The sequence below is a fragment of the Actinocatenispora comari genome (genome assembly GCF_017312725.1).
In the GTDB taxonomy this organism is placed as follows: domain Bacteria; phylum Actinomycetota; class Actinomycetes; order Mycobacteriales; family Micromonosporaceae; genus Actinocatenispora; species Actinocatenispora comari.
This window is the reverse complement of record NZ_BOPO01000005.1, coordinates 1-16,607: the sequence shown is the minus strand read 5'-3', so window position 1 is coordinate 16,607 and position 16,607 is coordinate 1. Positions and strand designations below refer to the sequence as shown.

Below are 16,607 nucleotides of genomic sequence, written 5' to 3'. Positions count from 1 at the left end.
ACACCGGGGCTGGAGAGGCCGTGGGGCCCGTGATCGGCTGCGCCGGCCGAAGATCCCACAGCCTCTAGATCTGTGCGACGGGGAGCACGAACAGCCCGGCGATCGCACCGCCGTCGTCGTACGCGACGCGCAGGGTGGCGTCGCCCGCCTCGCAGCGGACCGTCACGTCCACCACCGTGTGCCGGCCGATGCGCCGGACGAACGTCGTGCCGATCCCCTCGTACCGGCCGATGCTGTCGGTCAGTTCGGCCCACACGGCGGCGAGCTTCGTGGCGTCGACCGCGCCCGCCATCCGCGCCGAGAACCGGCTCACCACCGCCGACCACCGGCCCTCGCTCAGGTCGACCAGCACCCGGACGGACCGGTCGGCGGCGTCCGGCAACGGCGCCAGACCGGTGTCCGAGCGCTCACCGGGCCGGCCGAACCGCTGGTACGCCGCCTGTCGAGTGGTCCCCAACGTCTCACCGATCACCTCCCAGGTCTCGCCGGCCGACCGGGCGGCACGGACCGCCCGGTGCAGCCGGCGCTCCGCGGCGCGCAGCGTGTCGTGCGCCGCGATCACCTCCGTCAGCGGGTCGTGCTCCCCGGTGTCAACCGTCTCCTGACGATCGTGCGGTGTCAACTTCTCCTTCACGGTCGCCCGCTCGCGCCGTGCCGCGCTCCGGCAGGTGGCGCCGCAGTAGAGCCGCGCCCTACCCTTGGATTTCTTCTGTACCAACGATTTCCCGCAATGCCGGCATCGCGCCGGCGCGTCGCCACCCACCACCGCCCACCCCTCTTTCCGTGCCGCACGGAATGCTAGTACCGGCGGCACGGAAAACAAAGCGTGCCGGCTTGCCGCGGATGGCAGGATGGGCGCGTGCCGTCCCTGATCGAGCCCGTCGTCCCGGCCGGACGGATGTCCGGCACCGCCCAGCCCCTCCTGACCGAACCGCCCACCAGCGCACCGGCGCGCAGCGCGCGGACCGGCGGCGAGCCGACCGGTACCGAGCCGGCCGACGGCGAACCGAACGGCAGCGCACCGCTCACCAGCAAGCCGGCCGGCGGCGAGCCTGCGCGCGGCGCGCCGACGATGCGAGGCGAGTTGCTGCTGCGGCCCTGGCGGGATGCCGACGCGCCCGCGCTGGCGCGCGCGTACCGGGATCCGGCGATCCGGCGCTGGCACGCACGGTCCATGAGCGAGGACGAGGCGCGCGACTGGATCCGGCAACGGGCCGAGCGCTGGGCCGCCGAGACCGGCGCGGACTGGGCGGTCACCGCCGGCGGCACGCTGGTCGGCCGGGCCGGGCTGCGTACCGTCGATCTCGCCGAGGGCCGTGCCGAGATGGCGTACTGGACGCTGCCGGCCGCCCGCGGCAATGGTCTCGCCGGCCGGGCGCTGGGCCGGCTCACCCGCTGGTGCACCGACGAGCTCGGGCTGCACCGGCTGGAACTGTTGCACGCCATCGAGAACCCCGCCTCCTGCCGGGTCGCCGGGAAGTCCGGCTACCGGTACGAGGGCACGCTGCGCCAGGCGGTCCCGCACGCCGACGGCTTCCACGACATGCACCTGCACGCCCACCTCGCCACCGACCCCACCTGACCGGTACCGGGAAATGCGGTTGCCGCCCGCGGCGGCGCCGTGGCTAGGTAACCGGCATGGACGACACCGAAGCCGTGCCTCGGCTGACCCGGCTCACCTTCCACGGCCCGCTCGGCGAAGCGCGCGCGGGCGCGATGGTCGACCGGCTGGCCCGGACGCGGCCCGGCACGATACTCGACATCGGTTGCGGCTGGGCCGAACTGACGCTGCGGATCCTCACGGCGGTACCGGCGGGGACCGCGGTCGGCATCGACCACAGCGCCGAAGATCTCGCCCGCGGCCGGCGCAGCGCCGCGGAACGCGACCTGGCCGACCGGGTCGAGCTCGCGGAGGAGTCCGGGTACGACACGGCGCGCGGCCCCGCCGACCTCGTACTGTGCCTCGGCGCCAGCCACGCGCTCAGCGACGCCGCCCCACCGCGACACACCGCCGAGGCGCTCGCGCGGCTGCGCCGGCTCGTCACGCCGGGCGGCCGGGTCCTGCTGGGCGAGGCGTTCTGGGCCCGCACGCCCACCGCCGGCGAACTCGGCGCCATGTGGCCGGACGCGCATGCCGGCGAGCACCACGATCTCGCCGGGCTGGTCGACGTCGCCACCGCCGCCGGTTTCCGGCCGGAGTGGATCGAGACGGCGAACGCCGACGAGTGGGACGAGTTCGAGTCCGGCTATCTGGCCGATGTGGAGGAATGGCTGGCCGCACGACCCGGCGACGCGTTGGCCGCCGAGACCCGTACCTGGGTGGATGCCCACCGGGCGAGCTGGCTCCGCGGCTACCGCGACGTCCTCGGCTTCGCCTACCTCACCCTCATTCCCGCCTGACCGGTGCCGACCAGCCGGCGGGTCAGGGGTGGGCGGCGAGGTGGGTGAGGGTGGTGGTGACGTGCATGCCGACGTGGCGGTAGAGGTCGAGGGCGCCGGTACGGGAGTCGGTGGACAGCTGCGCGCGCCGCGCGCCGCGGGATCGGGCCGCGCCGAACGCCTCGGCGAGCAGGGCCCGGGCGAGGCCCCGGCCGCGCTGGTCGGCCCGTACCGCGAGCTGGTTGACCCAGGCGTCGCCGTCGGTGTCGAGCAGGTGGCAGGCGCCGACGATCTCGTCGCCGTGCCCGACCACGAGCAGTTGCTCCGGCCGGAACCCGGGCCGGTCGAGCACGCCGGCCGCCCAGTCCTCGTACCGGGTGGGGGTGCGGTCCGGCCACTCGGCGAACGCGTCCTCGATGGTCCGGTAGGCGGCGCGTTCCTCGCCCGGCCGGTACGGGCGGATCGCGTACCCGGCCGGTAGCGGCGCCACGGGGATCGCCGCGCCGGCCGGCAGTTCCAGTACCCAGCTGGTCCACAGCGGCGTGTAGCCGTGGTGCCGCAACAGGTTCACCGCGTCGACGGCACGCTCCGGTACGGTCTGGCCGACCAGGTCACTGCCCACCTCGCGGGCGCGCCGCCGGGTCCAGCCGAGCAGCGCGGTGCCGATGCCGCGGCCCCGGTGGTCGGGATGCACGTACGCCTCGGCCCGCCGGCCCTGGTAGACCTCGGCGTAGCCGACCAGCCGGTCGCCGTCGAGCACGGCGAGCGTGTCGGCGCCGATGTCGAAGCTGGGTCGCTGCCAGTCGCCGACGAGGTCGGCCTCCTCGATGACCACCTCACCGAGGTCGACCCGTTCGCAGTCGGCCATCAGGGCGGTCACCGCCGCCGCGTCCGCCGTGGTCAGCGGCCGGATGGCCAGCCCGGCCGGCATCGTCGTCGTCACCCCCGCAGCATGCGCCGACCGACCCGGAACGGCACCGGAATTTCGGCCGCCGTCGCGCGAGCGCACCCGCTTCCGGCGTCGACCGCCGGCACATCGCTCCGCCGGCACGCACGGACCACCGGACGGTCGGTGCCGGGGCGGTACGGCCAGCCGGCCGAGCCGGCCACTGCCAGCTCGGCGCGGCCGAGCCCGGCTCAGCGACGGGTGCCGCGGCTCAGCAGGGCGGTGAGGAGCGCGCCGAGCAGGGCCACCGTGCCGGCGATCAGGAACAGCCGGTCGAGCCCGGCGACGTACCCGGCCGACCCGCCGTGGGCCGCACCGAGCTGGTGCGCGAAGACCGCGCCGTAGCCGGCGATACCGGTACTGAAGCCGATCTGCTGGAAGGTGTTGTTGACGCCGGAGGCCATGCCGACCCGCGACGGCTCGACGACCGAGACGGCCAGCGCGCCGAGCGGCGGCAGGGTGAGCCCGACGCCGACCCCGACGACCAGGAAGCCGGGTACCAGCGCCGTCCAGCCGGTGGTGGGGCCGAGCCGGCACAGCAGCAACAGTCCGGCACCGAGTACGACCAGCCCGGCGGCGACGAGCCGAGCCACGCCGAACCGGTCCATCAGGGTGCCGACCAGCGCGCCGACGAGCAGGATCGGCGCGGTGATCAGCAGGAACCGCAGCCCGGTCTGCAGCGCCGAGTAGCCGAGCGGGCCCTGGAACCAGAGCGACAGGTAGACGTACAGCGGGAACAGCGATCCCTGCGCGGCGAGCGCGGCGACCTGGGCGCCGGTGAACCGGCGGCGGCGAAACAGCGCGAGGTCGAGCAGCGGCGCCGGATGCCGGTGCTCGACGAGGACGAACGCCACCAGTCCGACGACCGCGCCGGCGAACAGCAGCAGCACCTGGGCGCTGTCCCAGCCGGCGTCGTTTCCGCGCAGCAGGGCGAGCACCAGCAGTACCAGCGCGGCGCTCAACGCGGCGGCACCGCCGAGGTCCAGCCGCTGGCCGCGGTCCGGCCGCGCCTCGTACCGCAGGCTGACGGCGGCGAGGACGACGGTGACCGCCGCGATCGGCAGGTTGAGGAAGAAGATCCACCGCCAGCCCAGCCCGGTGGTGATCGCGCCGCCGAGCAGCGGGCCGGCCGCCGCGGCGACGCCGGCGACCGTGCCGCGGATCGCGAACGCGGTGCCCCGCGACGGGCCCGGATAGTACCGGGCGATCAGCGCCAGCGTGGTCGCGAACATCAGCGCGCCGCCGGCGCCCTGCACGGCGACGGCGCCGACGAGTACGCCGGTCGTCGGGGCGAGGCCGCTGGCCAGCGAGGCGACGGCGAACAGCGTCACGCCGGTGACGAACACGGTGCGGTGGCCGAACCGGTCGCCGGCCGAGCCGCCGATCAGTTGCAGCGCGGCGAGGGTCAGTGCGTAGCCGTCGACGACCCACTGCAGCGTGGTCTGGTCGCCGCCCAGATCGCGGTGGATGGCGGGCAGCGCCACGGACACGACCGTGGCCTGCAGCAGCAGCATGAAGACGGCCAGCGCGACGGCGACGACCGGCCACCAGCCGGCGAGCGGGCCGGCGTTCGGTTCGGGTGGGGCCGCGGCGCCGGCCGTGCGATCAGCTTCGGTAGACATGCCGCGAGCGTCGTTACTGGCCGACGAATGCTCCAGCCATCAGCACGCTTCTGCCGGATCTCGACACGAGCTAGCATCCGAGGCATGGAATCGGTCGTGCTCGACGAGATCGATCTGAGCCTGATCCACGCGCTCACCATCGACGGGCGCGCCCCGTTCAGCCGGATCGCCGCGGTGCTCGGGGTCTCCGACCAGACCGTCGCCCGGCGGTACCGGCGGTTGCGCCGCGCCGACGTGATCCGGGTGGTGGGCCGGCTGGACGCGCGGCGGCTCGGGCACGTCGTCTGGGCGCTGCGGCTGCGGGTCGCCCCGGGCTCCGCCAACGCCGTCGCGCGGGCGCTCGCGAAGCGCCCCGACACCTCGTACGTGCAGGTGGCGTCCGGCGGTACCGAGGTGTTGTGCGGCACCGAGGCGAGCAGCGAACACGACCACGCGCAGCTGCTCGAACAGCTCACCGAGACCCGGCCGGTCCTCGCGATCAGCGCCCAGTGCGTGCTGCACGTCTTCCGCGGCGGGCCGGCCGCCTGGCCCGCGCTGACCACCGCGCTCGACCCCGGGCAGGCCGCGCGGCTCGACCCGTACCCGGGGGCCGCGCCGACCGAGGTGGTGCTCGACGACGGCGACCGGGCCCTGCTCGATGCGCTGAGCGTCGACGGCCGGGCCGCGCACGCCACGATCGCGCACGCGACCGGCTGGCACGAATCGACCGTACGGCGCCGGATCGACGCGCTGCGCTCGGCCGGCGCGCTGTTCGTCGACGTCGACATCGACGAGCGGCTGCTGGGCGTGCATGCCAACACGCTGTTGCTGATGAGCGTCGCGCCGGCCGCGCTGAGTTCGGTCGGCGAGGCGCTCGCCGAGCACGAGCAGGTCGCCTTCGCCGGGGCGACGACCGGCGCCACGAACCTGGTCGCCAGCCTGATGTGCGCCGACGTCTACGCGCTCTACGAGTACCTGACCGACCGGCTCGCCGCGATCCCCGCGATCAGCGCCATCGAGACGGTACCGATCGTGCGCACCGTCAAGCGCGGCAGCATCTTCGGCGGCTGACCCGCGGCCCGGGGTCAGCCGGTGACGCGGGTGGCCTCCACGTCGGCGTGCGGGACGAGTTCCTGGTGCAGGACGAGGACGCGGTCGCCGTCCCGGTCGGCGAACCGGACGTCGACGTTGAGCACCCGGGCCCGCCAGCCCCCGTCGGTACCGGCGGTCAGCGGCACCGACGGCTGCCCGGGCACGGTGAGCGTCAACCCCGCGTCCGTCTCGGCGACCAGGAACTCGTCGTCCCCGCTGGCGTACCGCCCGGCGAGGTCGCCGGCCGCCACCGCCGGGGTGGGCGCTGCCGGCGCGGCCGGCCAGCCGTACTCGCGCCGCAGTGCCGGCAGCAGCACGTCGGTGATCAACTCGTACCCGTAGTCGCCGTTGGCCATGACCGCGGCGCCGCTGCCGTCGGCCAGGTGGATGCCGGCCCAGCTGCGGTACCCCTCGTCGGTGCCGCTGTTGCCGACGAACGCCGGTTCGCCCGGCTCGGCGATGGTGACGCCCAGCCCGTACGGGACGTTCGGGGCGCCGCGGGCGAGCATGGCGCGGGCCGACTGCTCGGACAGCAGCGCGCCGGGCGCGCCGGCGACGCTGGCCCGGATCGCGGCGAAGAACCGGGCCAGGTCGGACGCGGTGCTCCACAGCCCGGCGGCGGCCATGTCCGGATAGGTGTGCCAGCCGCCGGCGACGGGGGCCGGGCCGGGCCGGTGCCCGGCCGCCGCGTTCGCCGCCCGGGCCCGGTCGAGCGGCTGGGCGAACGTGCTGTGCACCATTCCGGCCGGCTCGAACACCAGCTCCCAGGCGAGGGTGTCGAAGTCGAGCCCGGTCACGTCGGTCAGCGCCAGCTGGGCGATCGTGTACCCGCCGCCGGAGTACCCGTGGCGCACCCCGGGCAGCGCGGTGACCCGCACCGGCGCCGAGTTGCCGTGGCCGTCGAGCAGGTCGGGCACCGACGGGACCGGCATCCCCGGCGGGTAGCCGATCAGGCCGTGCACGGTGGTACCGGCGGTGTGCGCGAGCAGCTGGCGCAGCGTGACGTGCGGCTGCCAGCCGTCGTTCGCGGGGACCTGCCACGACTTGAGCAGCTCGTTCACGTCGGTGTCGAGGTCGAGCACGCCCTCGTCGGCCAGCCGCAGCACGCAGGCGGCGGCGATCGACTTGCTGATGGAACCGGCCTGGAACAGCGTGTCCGGCTCGACCGGGGCGTCGCTGGTGACGCTGCGGCGGCCCATGGTCCAGGTTTGGGTCACCTCGCCGTGTTCCAGCAGTGCGAGGGAGATTCCGGGTACGTGGTGGTCGGCGAGGGCCGCCGCGAACCCGAGCGGGTGGTCGGACCTCGGCCGCTCCAGCTGGTACCGGTCCAGGAACCTCGGCATGTCCCCCATGACGCCCTCCACGCTGCGCTCGGCTTCGTCTCGACGTGTGACACCGTAGTGACATCATATAGACGCCGTCAATGCCATCATGAGACATCGTTGACTCGCTGACCGTCGGGCACGGCCGGACGATCCGGGCTTTGCGCAGGTCAGCTAGGGTTTACGGCCGCCGCAGGGTGCGGCCGAGCAGACCGCGAAGGACACGATGTTGGGACCCGATCCGACCGCCGTACACCCGCTGGCCGCGCACGAGCGGGTGGTGTTCCTCAAGCCGCTGGTGACCGCGCCGCACCTCGTCGTCGGCGAGTACACCTACTACGACGATCCGGACGGCGCCACGCGGTTCGAGACCCGCAACGTGCTCTACGCGTACGGGCCGGAACGGCTGGTGATCGGCAAGTACTGCGCCATCGCCACCGGCACCAGGTTCCTGATGGCCGGCGCGGCGCATCTGACGATGGGCGTGTCGACGTACCCGTTCACCATGTTCGGCGGCCGATGGACCGAGCAGACGCTGGACATCGTCACCTCGATGCCCAGCCGCGGCGACACCGTCGTCGGCAACGACGTCTGGTTCGGCTACCAGGCGACGATCATGCCCGGCGTGACGATCGGCGACGGCGCGATCATCGCGGCCGGCGCGGTCGTCACCGGTGACGTCGCGCCGTACACGATCGTCGGCGGCAACCCGGCGAAGCCGATCCGGCAGCGGTACGACGACGCCGCCGTCGAGCGGCTGCGCCGGGCCGCGTGGTGGGACTGGCCGGTCGAGCTGGTCACCGAGCACGCCCGCACGATCATGGCCGGCACCCCCGCCGACATCGAGCGCATCGCCGCCGACCGCGCCCGCTGAGCCGGGTCAGAGGGTGTAGCTGAGGGTGAGCACCTGGAACTCGCGCTCCATCGCGCTGCCGGCGATGGAGGCGAGTTCCCCGGTGCCGGAGTGCGGCACGATGCTGCCGTCGCTGCGCTGGTCGGCGCCGTCGGCGAGGCCGTGGTGCTGGATCACGAACGTACCGCGGCGGCCGTCCAGGACCCCGTCGATGCGCTCCGACGCCACGTACCCGCCGCCGGCCGCGCCCTGCGCGGTCAGCACCTCGGTGACGCCGGTGCCGTCGATGGTGCCCTGGTACCGCTTCTGGATCCGCACCCGCGTCAGCTTCGGCCCGTCGGCCGGCACGTCGTACTCGGTCTCCTCGAAGCTGACGATCTCGAACTTCGCCTCGACGGTGCGTTCTGCCTGCTCATCGGCCATGCGGAGAGGCTAACCGGCCCGGCACGCACGGCCGGGTCGGGGGTCAGCGGAGCGCCTTCTCCAGGCTGGTGGCGAGGGCGACCGGGGTCTCGTACATGGCGTAGTGGCCGGCGTTCGGGAACGTCTCCAGGGTGCAGGACGGGAACTGGGCCAGCCAGGTACCGCGCATCGCGTCCGGTCCGAGCGCGGCGTCGTGCTCGCCGGCGATCACCGTCACCGGCACGGTCGGCGCCGGGACGTCCGCGGCGAAGTCGCCCTTCGCCCACGGCCGCAGGTAGGCGCCGAACGCCGTGCGGGTCGAGTTGTCGACCGAGTGCCGCACCATCGAGTCGAGCCAGGTCTTCGAGTGCCGGCCGCCGGTGGTCAGATCGATGATCGCGTACCGGTTCTCGTCCCGCTCGGCGGCGCCGTCGAACAGCGCCCAGCTCTGGTCGTCGAACGGCAGCGCGGACGCCGGTACCGGGCTGACGCCGACCATCGCGGTCACCCGCTCCGGCGCGTCCGCGTACACCTGGAGCATCGCCTTGCCGCCCATCGAATGCCCGAGCAGCGCGTACGTGTCCCAGCCCAGCTCGTCGGCCAGCTCGCGCGCGTCGGCGCTGATCTCGGCCATCGTGTACTCGCCCGGCTCGTCCCGCCGCGCGCCGTAGCCGCGGTAGTCGACGAACGCGTAGCTGTAGGAGTCCTGGTCGATGAGCTCGGGCAGCCAACCCCAGCCGCGGGCGGAGCCGAACCAGCCGTGCAGTGCGAGAACCCTCGTCGGCCCGGAGCCGACCACCGTCGCCGGAATCGCCATGCCGCACATTACCGCGCCATCGCCGATCCGGTACCGCCGTGCGCCCGGTCCCCGCGCTCGCGGCCCCGGCGACGACCGGTGCTACCGGTCCCCGCGGTCAGACGGTGTCGGTCTTGACGGCGGCGACGAAGGCGTGCCAGCTGGGCGCGGCGACGCAGAGCATGCCGCCGTCCGGGTCCTTGGAGTCCCGCACGTGCCACCGCTCCCCACCATCGGCAACCTCGACGCACGCACCGCCGGAACTGCCGCTCTGGCTGGACTTCCGCCAACCCGAGACAGCTACCTCGACGCAGTTGCCGCCCTCGCTCCCACTGCGGCTGCTCTTCCACCAGCCGGAGACTGCGACCTCGACGCACTGGCCGCCAGAACTGCCACTACGACCGCTCTTCCACCACTGCGGACTCATCGCTCTCCCCTGATCCGCACGATCTCGTCGGCCAGCTGCTCCGGTGCAAGGGCGCGCCCCGAGCAGCCGCTCGGCGACCACCGACACCGTCCACAGTGGACAACGCCGTCGTACCGGGGCAATGCGGCCCGGAGCCGGCGGGCGCGCGGCCGAGGTCAGTTGTCCGAAGTGGACTTCTTCGGGGCTGTCTTCTTGGCCGGCGCCTTCTTCGCGGTGGCCTTGGCCGCGGTCTTCTTCGCCGCGGTCTTCTTGGCGGCCGTCTTCTTGGTCGCGGTCTTCTTCGCGGCGGTCTTCTTCGCCGCCGTCTTCTTCGCGGCCTTCTTGCGCGGCGCCGGGCCCTGGGCCCGCTTGTCCGCCAACAGTTCCGCGGCACGGTCCAGCGTGATCGACTCGGCGGTCTCGGTACGCGGCAGGGTGCGGTTCGTCTCGCCGTCGGTGACGTACAGCCCGAACCGGCCGTCCTTCACCACGATCGGCTTGCCGGTCGCCGGGTCGTCGCCGAGCGTGCGCAGCGGCTCCTTCGGCGCCGCCCGCCGGCCCCGCCGCTTCGGCTCCGCGAACAGATTCTCGGCCTCCTCCAGGGTGACCGTGAAGATCTGCTCCTCGGACTCCAGCGACCGCGAGTCGGTGCCCTTCCGGATGTACGGCCCGTACCGGCCGTTCTGCGCGGTCACCGGCTCGCCGTCCGCGCCGGTACCGACGGTGCGCGGCAACGACAGCAGCCGCAGCGCGTCCTCCAGCGTCAGCGTGTCCATCGACTGCGACGAGAACAGCGACGAGGACTTCTCGCCGGACGTCACGTACGGACCGAAGCGGCCGGACTTGGCCGTGACCGGCTCGCCGGTGGCCGGGTCGGTGCCCAGCTCGCGGGCGCCCGAGTTGGTCTTGAACAGCTCCTCGACCTTCGCCGGGGTCAGCTCGTCGGGCACCACGTCGTCCGGGATGGACGCGTTGCGGCGCGGCCCGTCCGGGTTCGGTTCGGTGTCCTCGTCACCCGGGGTGCGCCGCTCCAGGTAGGGCCCGTACCGCCCGACCCGGACGACCACGTTGCGGCCCTCGTCGTCGGTGAACAGCGGGATCGAGTTGATGCCGCGCGCGTCGATCTCCGACAGTTGCTCGGTGACCAGCCGCTTCAACCCGCCGGAGCGGGCGACCGTGCCGGCCTCCGCCGCGTCGTCGCCGAAGTAGAAGGAACGCAGGAACCCGAGCGTCTGCACCCGGCCGTCGGTGATCTCGTCCAGGTCGTTCTCCAACCCGGCGGTGAAGTCGTAGTCGACCAGCCGCGGGAAGTACTTCTCCAGCAGCTGCACCACCGCGAACGCCACGAACGACGGGATCAGCGCCTGGCCGCGCTTGAACACGTACCCGCGGCGCTGGATCGTCTGCATGATCGAGGTGTACGTGGAGGGCCGGCCGATGCCGAGCTCCTCCAGCGCCTTGACCAGCGACGCCTCCGTGTAGCGGGCCGGCGGCTGGGTGGTGTGCCCGGTCGGCTCCAGCGCGTCGGCGGTCAGCGACTGGTCGCGCACCAGGTTCGGCAGCCGCCGCTCGGCGTCCTCGGCCTCGGCGTTCTCGTCGTCGGTCGACTCGACGTACGCGCGGAGGAAGCCCGGCTCGGTGATGGTCTTGCCGGACGCGGCGAAGTCGGCCGACTCGCCGGTCGCCGACACCGCGTTGATCCGCACCGACACCGAGTTGCCGACCGCGTCGATCATCTGCGAGGCGATGGTGCGCCGCCAGATCAGCTCGTACAGCCGGAACTCGTCCGGGGACAGCTCGTTGGCGAGCGAACCCGGGGTGCGGAACTGCTCGCCGGCCGGCCGGATCGCCTCGTGCGCCTCCTGCGCGTTCTTCACCTTGCGGGTGTACTGCCGCGGCTCGGCCGGCACGTACCGGCTGCCGTACAGCTCGGCGACCTGCGACCGGGCCGCGGACAGCGCGGTGTCCGACAGCGTCGTCGAGTCGGTACGCATGTAGGTGATGTAGCCGTTCTCGTACAGCCGCTGCGCCACCCGCATCGTGGTCTCGGACGAGAACCGCAGCTTGCGGGACGCCTCCTGCTGCAACGTCGAGGTCATGAACGGCGCGTACGGCCGGCGCCGGTACGGCTTCTCCTCGACCCGGGTGACGGTGAACTCGCGGCCGTCGAGCCGGGCGGCGAGCCCGCGCGCACCCTCCTCGTCCAGCGGGATCGCACCCGAGTTGGGCCGCACCCGGCCGGTGGCCGGGTCGAAGTCGCGGCCGGTGGCGACCCGGTCACCGTCCAGCGCGATCAGCGTCGCGCCGAAGGTACGCGGGCCGTCCTTCACGTCGGCCGCCGCCACCGCGAGGGTCGCCTGGATGTCCCAGTAGTCGGCGGAGTGGAACGCCATCCGCTGCCGCTCGCGCTCGACCACGATGCGCGTCGCCACCGACTGCACCCGGCCGGCCGACAGCTTCGGCATGATCTTCTTCCACAGCACCGGGCTGACCTCGTACCCGTACAGCCGGTCCACCACCCGGCGCGCCTCGTACGCGTCGACCAGGTGCTGGTTGATGGTGCGCGGGTTGGCCACCGCCGCCTGGATCGCCGGCCGGGTGATCTCGTGGAACACCATCCGGTGCACCGGCACCTTCGGCTTGAGCAGCTGCTCCAGGTGCCAGGCGATCGCCTCGCCCTCGCGGTCCTCATCGGTGGCGAGGAAGAGTTCGTCGGCGTCCTTGAGCAGCCCCTTGAGCCGGGTCACCTGGGCCTTGCGGTCCGGCGAGACGACGTAGAGCGGAGCGAAGTCGTGCTCCGGGTCGACGCCGAGCCGCGCCATCGGGGTGCCCTTGTACTTCTCCGGCACCTCCTTGGCGCCACTGGGCAGGTCGCGGATGTGGCCACGGCTCGCCTCCACGACCCACCCCGGGCCGAGGTAGCCCGAGATGGTCTTGGCCTTCGCCGGGGACTCGACGATGACCAGCCGGTTGCTGCTCTCGGATCGCGGCACGGTACTCCAGTCAACTCATCAGGTGACGCGCCGGCGACGTTGCGCCGCCAGTGGGACAGAATGACACAGCGGTCCTAGCCGGTGTGCCCAGAGGTTGTCAAACGTAACGCGCCGCTCGCCACCGGGTTGCGCGGGACACGCACGCGCCGACATACCTCCTTAACCAGACATATCACGTCAGTCGGCAGCGACCGCCGCGGTCGGCACCGGCATACCCGGCGAAACCGGATCATCGGCCGGGCGATGCTCCGGCTCCGGAGCGGGCTCCGACTCGGGAATAGTCGCCAGCCGCTCCGCCGCCAGACACGCCCGACCCAGCCCCACCCGGATCCCGACCGCCTCCATCCCACACTTGATCAGGTACATCTGGGGCACGTTCGCGATGATCACCGCCACCAGGTAGACCGGAGTGTCCTGGAGTATCCCGTAATAGAGCAGCGGCGTGATCAGCCACAGGACGAACGCGTAGAGCACGTTGCCGGGCAGCCACGACGTGTACTTCTGCACCCCCGGCACGGTCGCCGGCACCGTCGACAACCCCGCCGCGCGGGCCCGCCGCAACACGGCACGGGCGTACCCGCAGACGACGGCGTTGCAGAGCATGACCAGGGTCATCCCGGACGCCACGCAGATCAGCCACCAGCGCCGCTCCACCACCACCGGCAGCGCGATCGCCACCGGCGAGGCCACCACCGTCGCCCGCATCGCCACCTCGGCCGCCACCGCCAGTACCGACAGGCGACCCGCGCGGCGCCCGGTGACCAGCGGCGTCAACCCCGCGAACAGCCCCTGGTAGTACTTCGCGCAGACCAGCACGAAGGTGAACGCCGCCGCGAGAATCAGCAGGTTGTGCCGCGGATCCGGCACCGGGTAGTCGGCCGCCCGGAGCCCGTCCAGGAACGGGATGCCGTCCGGCCCGGTACCGGTGACCCGCTGCGCCACCGACAGCGCCGGGCCACCGAAGTCCAGGCCCAGCTCCCGCAGCACGTACGTGAGGACGAGCAGGCCACCCAGGTAGGACAGCGTCGCCGACAGCAGCGACCAGCCGAGCAGCCACCGCAGTCGCATGTTCTTCCGGTGCTCGGCGTAGCTGCGCTGGGCCCGCCGAACCGCCAGCAGCCGGCGCTGCCGCCGCGGCGCCCCCGAGAACGGGTGGAACAACCCGAGCAGGTTGTCCCGCACGTCCGCGCGCGCCGGCCGGACCCGCTCCGCGGACGCGGCGCGCAGCGCCGTCAACTCCTCGGCGAACCAGCCGCCGAGCTGCTCGTACAGCGGGCTGGTCTTGTCCGGACGGAACAGCAGCAGCCGGCGGCCCGGATCCGCGTCCAGCAGATCCTCCAGAAACCGCGCCATCAGCGGCGTCTCGGCGTAGAAGTCGTCCGGCACGATGCCGCGGTCGGCCGGCGCGCCGGTGCCGAGCAGCACCAGCAGCTGGCCCAGCGAGTACAGGTCGGCGCGGTCACCGGCGCCGTCCCGCCGCACCTCGGGCGCCACGTACGGCAGATCCGGGCCAGCGTCGCCGGGCAGCGCCTGCGCGTACAGGTAGTTCGCGCCCAGGTCGAGCAGCGTCATCGTCACCCGGCCGGTACCGGCGGCGTCGGCCGGCGCCTCCGCCACGATGATGTTCGACGGCGACAGGTCCTGGTGGGTCAGCCCCACCTTGTCCAGCTCCCGCAACGCCTCGAACAGCGCCCCGCCGTACCGCTCCAGCAGGTCGAGCCGGAGCGGATCACCCGGCCGCGGCGGTGGCTCGTCGGCCAGCCGCTCCGCCAGCGTGCGCCCCGGCACGAAGTCCATCAACACCCAGCTGTCACTGGACGCCCACAGCCGCGCGAGGTGCCGCAGCCCGTCCTCGTCCCGCTGGTAGCGGGCCAGGTAGCCGCGGGTCGCCCGCTCGATCGTCGGGATCTCCAGGTACGGCAGGATCAGGCACTTGAGCGCGAACCGGCGCCGGGCCCCCTGGCTCACCCCGCGCCGGGCCCCGCTGACGATGAACGACGTCGTCCCGTGCCGGTGGAAGGCCAGCGTCGCCGGATCGATCGCGGCCCACTCCTGCGCCGCGGCCTGATCGCCGGCCGGCTCGTACAGCTCCAGCAACGCGGCGCGCACCGGCGGCATCGTCAGCAACGGCCGGCACAGCGACGCGCAGTCGTGCCCGATCCCGGTCGCGCCGCCGCCCGGCGCATCCGCCCGACCGCTCCGGTACGAGCGGTACCGCTGCGAGTGGTCCAGCGCCAGCATGGTCAGCAGCAGCACCGCGAGCCGCCCGTACAGCTTGTCGTGCCGCAGTGGGTGCGGTTGCCGGCAGTGCACCGCGAGCCGGGCGATCGTGTCGCTCCAGCCCCGCTCGTACCGCGACTCGAACGCCCGGCGGTCGGTCGGCACCGACCGCAGCAGCGCCCGCCACGTCGCCACCGACGCGCTCCCCCAGCCGGGCAGCGAGAGCCGGTCGTCAGGAAGCCTCCCGAGCAGCACCGCCAGGTCGACCTTCACCAGCCTCGGCATCCGCCACCTCCTCACCTACCGGAACGAACCTCGGCACCGTCGCGAACCCCGCGCCGCGGTACCCGGACAGCACCCGGTACGCCTCCTCGTACGCCTGCCGGGCCGCCACCAGCAGCGCGCCGGCACTGCGCTCGAACGACGCCACCCCCCGCGGCGGCAACACATCCAGCACCGCCGGCAACCGGTCCGGTGGGTCGGTCGCGGCCAGCAGGGCGCGGTCCTGCTGGTACTGCCGGACCGCGCGGCACCGGGGTCCGACCAGCCGGCGGTCCAGCGTCGCCAGCGCCGCGGTCACCGCCAGCTCGACCGGCGCGTACGGCCCCGGCACCGGGCCCGGGCGGCGGCTGCTCAGCGACAGCACGTGCGTGCAGCCGTCGCCGAGAGCCAGCCGGTACGGGTGGATGGTCAGCATCGCGCCGTCGATCGCCGGGCCCGCGCAGTCGGCGACCCCGCGCGACACCACCGGCAGCCAGGCGCTCGCCCGCAGCGCCGCCACCAGCTCGGCCGCATCGCCGAACCCGCCGCGCAGCTCCGTACCGGGTGGATCCAGCCGGGTGATCGCGACGTGCAGCGGGGTGGCCGAGCCGAGCACGGCGGCGAAGTCCAGCGGCTTGCGCCGGCACAGCACCTCGCCCAGCGCGAAGTCGAGGTCCATCATCCCGGTGCGCCAGCGCCGCACCGACAGGAACGCCGGCGACACCAGGTCGTCGTAGTAGGCGGCCAGGTTCCGCCAGGACCGGCCGGCCAGGAAGTATGCCGCGTTCAGTGCACCGGACGAGGCGCCGTACACCCCGTCGAACACGTCGCCGAAGCCCAGATCCTCCAGCGCCGTGAGCATCGCGCCGGACAGCACCCCGCGCATCCCGCCGCCCTGCACGGCCAGCCCCACCTTGTACCCGTCGGCCCGGTCACCGCGCGCCCGCCGCTCGCGCAGCACGCGGCAGACCGGATGGTCGAGCCGGACAGCCAACGCGTCTCCCGACATTCGGCGCCATACAACGCAGTCGAGGGTAGCGTGGCCGATCACCCCGGCAGTCCCGTCACGCCGCCCGGCGCGACCTGCCGCGTCACCGACCGACCCCGGTTGGGGGCGACGTCCGCCCTGGCCGGCCCGGGGACCGCCGGGCGACCCGCACGTTCCGACGGCCCGGGACGGTCGGGCGCTCGACGGTGGTCGCGGTCCGGCTGCCGTCAGGCGGCCCGGGGGTCGCCCGGCGATCCGCACGTTCCGACGGCCGGGACGGTCGGGCGCTCGACGGTGGTCGCGGTCCGGCTGCCGTCAGGCGGCCCGGGGGTCGCCCGGCGATCCGCA

Annotated in this window: 14 protein-coding genes; 4 read left to right on the top strand and 10 right to left on the bottom strand. The window is 73.3% G+C overall.

All coding sequences use genetic code 11. The features are described from left to right. Positions 1–64: 64 nt before the first annotated feature. Positions 65–634, bottom strand: a complete 570-nt coding sequence (locus tag NUM_RS02605; RefSeq protein WP_207122902.1) for a DUF3887 domain-containing protein — start codon at positions 632–634, stop codon at positions 65–67. Positions 635–859: 225 nt separating this feature from the next. Here NUM_RS02605 and NUM_RS02600 point away from each other — a divergent pair, with 225 nt between their 5' ends. Further along, positions 860–1,582, top strand: a complete 723-nt coding sequence (locus NUM_RS02600) for a GNAT family N-acetyltransferase (RefSeq protein ID WP_225918288.1) — start codon at positions 860–862, stop codon at positions 1,580–1,582. A gap of 56 nt (positions 1,583–1,638) precedes the next feature. Next, positions 1,639–2,400, top strand: coding sequence for an SAM-dependent methyltransferase (locus NUM_RS02595; RefSeq protein ID WP_207122901.1), 762 nt, complete (start codon positions 1,639–1,641; stop codon positions 2,398–2,400). A 22-nt stretch (positions 2,401–2,422) separates the two neighbouring features. Here the strand turns inward: NUM_RS02595 and NUM_RS02590 are convergent, their stop codons facing one another. Beyond that, entirely contained in the window at positions 2,423–3,322 is a 900-nt protein-coding gene (locus NUM_RS02590; RefSeq protein WP_207122900.1) for a GNAT family N-acetyltransferase, read from the bottom strand. Between the two features lie 194 nt (positions 3,323–3,516). Continuing rightward, entirely contained in the window at positions 3,517–4,947 is a 1,431-nt protein-coding gene (locus tag NUM_RS02585; protein ID WP_207122899.1) for an MFS transporter, read from the bottom strand. An 84-nt stretch (positions 4,948–5,031) separates the two neighbouring features. Here NUM_RS02585 and NUM_RS02580 point away from each other — a divergent pair, with 84 nt between their 5' ends. Continuing rightward, positions 5,032–5,997 (top strand): Lrp/AsnC family transcriptional regulator, encoded by a 966-nt coding sequence (locus NUM_RS02580; RefSeq protein ID WP_207122898.1) that lies wholly within the window; start codon positions 5,032–5,034, stop codon positions 5,995–5,997. A gap of 14 nt (positions 5,998–6,011) precedes the next feature. On the opposite strand, the gene NUM_RS02575 is transcribed toward NUM_RS02580, so the two are convergent. Next, on the bottom strand, positions 6,012–7,370 hold the full coding sequence (locus NUM_RS02575) for a serine hydrolase domain-containing protein (protein WP_207122897.1): 1,359 nt from the start codon (positions 7,368–7,370) through the stop codon (positions 6,012–6,014). Positions 7,371–7,566: 196 nt separating this feature from the next. On the opposite strand from NUM_RS02575, the gene NUM_RS02570 reads away from it, so the two are divergent. Beyond that, complete coding sequence (locus tag NUM_RS02570; RefSeq protein WP_207122896.1) at positions 7,567–8,214, top strand: CatB-related O-acetyltransferase; 648 nt, start codon at positions 7,567–7,569, stop codon at positions 8,212–8,214. Between the two features lie 6 nt (positions 8,215–8,220). Here NUM_RS02570 and NUM_RS02565 read toward each other — a convergent pair whose 3' ends face one another. The 6 genes from NUM_RS02565 to NUM_RS02540 all read right to left on the bottom strand — a co-directional run bounded on the left by NUM_RS02565 (position 8,221) and on the right by NUM_RS02540 (position 16,265). After that, positions 8,221–8,616 carry a DUF3224 domain-containing protein gene (locus NUM_RS02565; RefSeq protein ID WP_207122895.1) on the bottom strand — a complete coding sequence of 132 codons (396 nt, stop codon included), beginning with the start codon at positions 8,614–8,616 and terminating at the stop codon, positions 8,221–8,223. Between the two features lie 43 nt (positions 8,617–8,659). Further along, positions 8,660–9,412, bottom strand: coding sequence for an alpha/beta fold hydrolase (locus NUM_RS02560; RefSeq protein WP_207122894.1), 753 nt, complete (start codon positions 9,410–9,412; stop codon positions 8,660–8,662). Between the two features lie 97 nt (positions 9,413–9,509). Then, complete coding sequence (locus tag NUM_RS02555; RefSeq protein ID WP_207122893.1) at positions 9,510–9,818, bottom strand: DUF397 domain-containing protein; 309 nt, start codon at positions 9,816–9,818, stop codon at positions 9,510–9,512. 155 nt (positions 9,819–9,973) lie between these two features. Further along, entirely contained in the window at positions 9,974–12,790 is a 2,817-nt protein-coding gene (gene topA / locus NUM_RS02550) for a type I DNA topoisomerase (protein WP_207122892.1), read from the bottom strand. A gap of 177 nt (positions 12,791–12,967) precedes the next feature. Next, complete coding sequence (locus NUM_RS02545) at positions 12,968–15,295, bottom strand: protein kinase family protein (RefSeq protein WP_207122891.1); 2,328 nt, start codon at positions 15,293–15,295, stop codon at positions 12,968–12,970. Further along, complete coding sequence (locus NUM_RS02540) at positions 15,243–16,265, bottom strand: patatin-like phospholipase family protein (RefSeq protein WP_207122890.1); 1,023 nt, start codon at positions 16,263–16,265, stop codon at positions 15,243–15,245. The genes NUM_RS02545 and NUM_RS02540 overlap by 53 nt, the downstream gene beginning before the upstream one ends. Positions 16,266–16,607 lie beyond the last annotated feature (342 nt).

Bases quoted from the DNA above. Each gene is read 5' to 3' on its own strand.
- NUM_RS02570 (WP_207122896.1), top strand. From the start codon at position 7,567: ATGTTGGGACCCGATCCGACCGCCGTACACCCGCTGGCCGCGCACGAG.
- NUM_RS02545 (WP_207122891.1), bottom strand. From the start codon at position 15,295: ATGCCGAGGCTGGTGAAGGTCGACCTGGCGGTGCTGCTCGGGAGGCTT.
- NUM_RS02555 (WP_207122893.1), bottom strand. From the start codon at position 9,818: ATGAGTCCGCAGTGGTGGAAGAGCGGTCGTAGTGGCAGTTCTGGCGGC.
- NUM_RS02565 (WP_207122895.1), bottom strand. From the start codon at position 8,616: ATGGCCGATGAGCAGGCAGAACGCACCGTCGAGGCGAAGTTCGAGATC.
- NUM_RS02595 (WP_207122901.1), top strand. From the start codon at position 1,639: ATGGACGACACCGAAGCCGTGCCTCGGCTGACCCGGCTCACCTTCCAC.
- NUM_RS02580 (WP_207122898.1), top strand. From the start codon at position 5,032: ATGGAATCGGTCGTGCTCGACGAGATCGATCTGAGCCTGATCCACGCG.
- NUM_RS02560 (WP_207122894.1), bottom strand. From the start codon at position 9,412: ATGGCGATTCCGGCGACGGTGGTCGGCTCCGGGCCGACGAGGGTTCTC.
- NUM_RS02585 (WP_207122899.1), bottom strand. From the start codon at position 4,947: ATGTCTACCGAAGCTGATCGCACGGCCGGCGCCGCGGCCCCACCCGAA.
- NUM_RS02575 (WP_207122897.1), bottom strand. From the start codon at position 7,370: ATGGGGGACATGCCGAGGTTCCTGGACCGGTACCAGCTGGAGCGGCCG.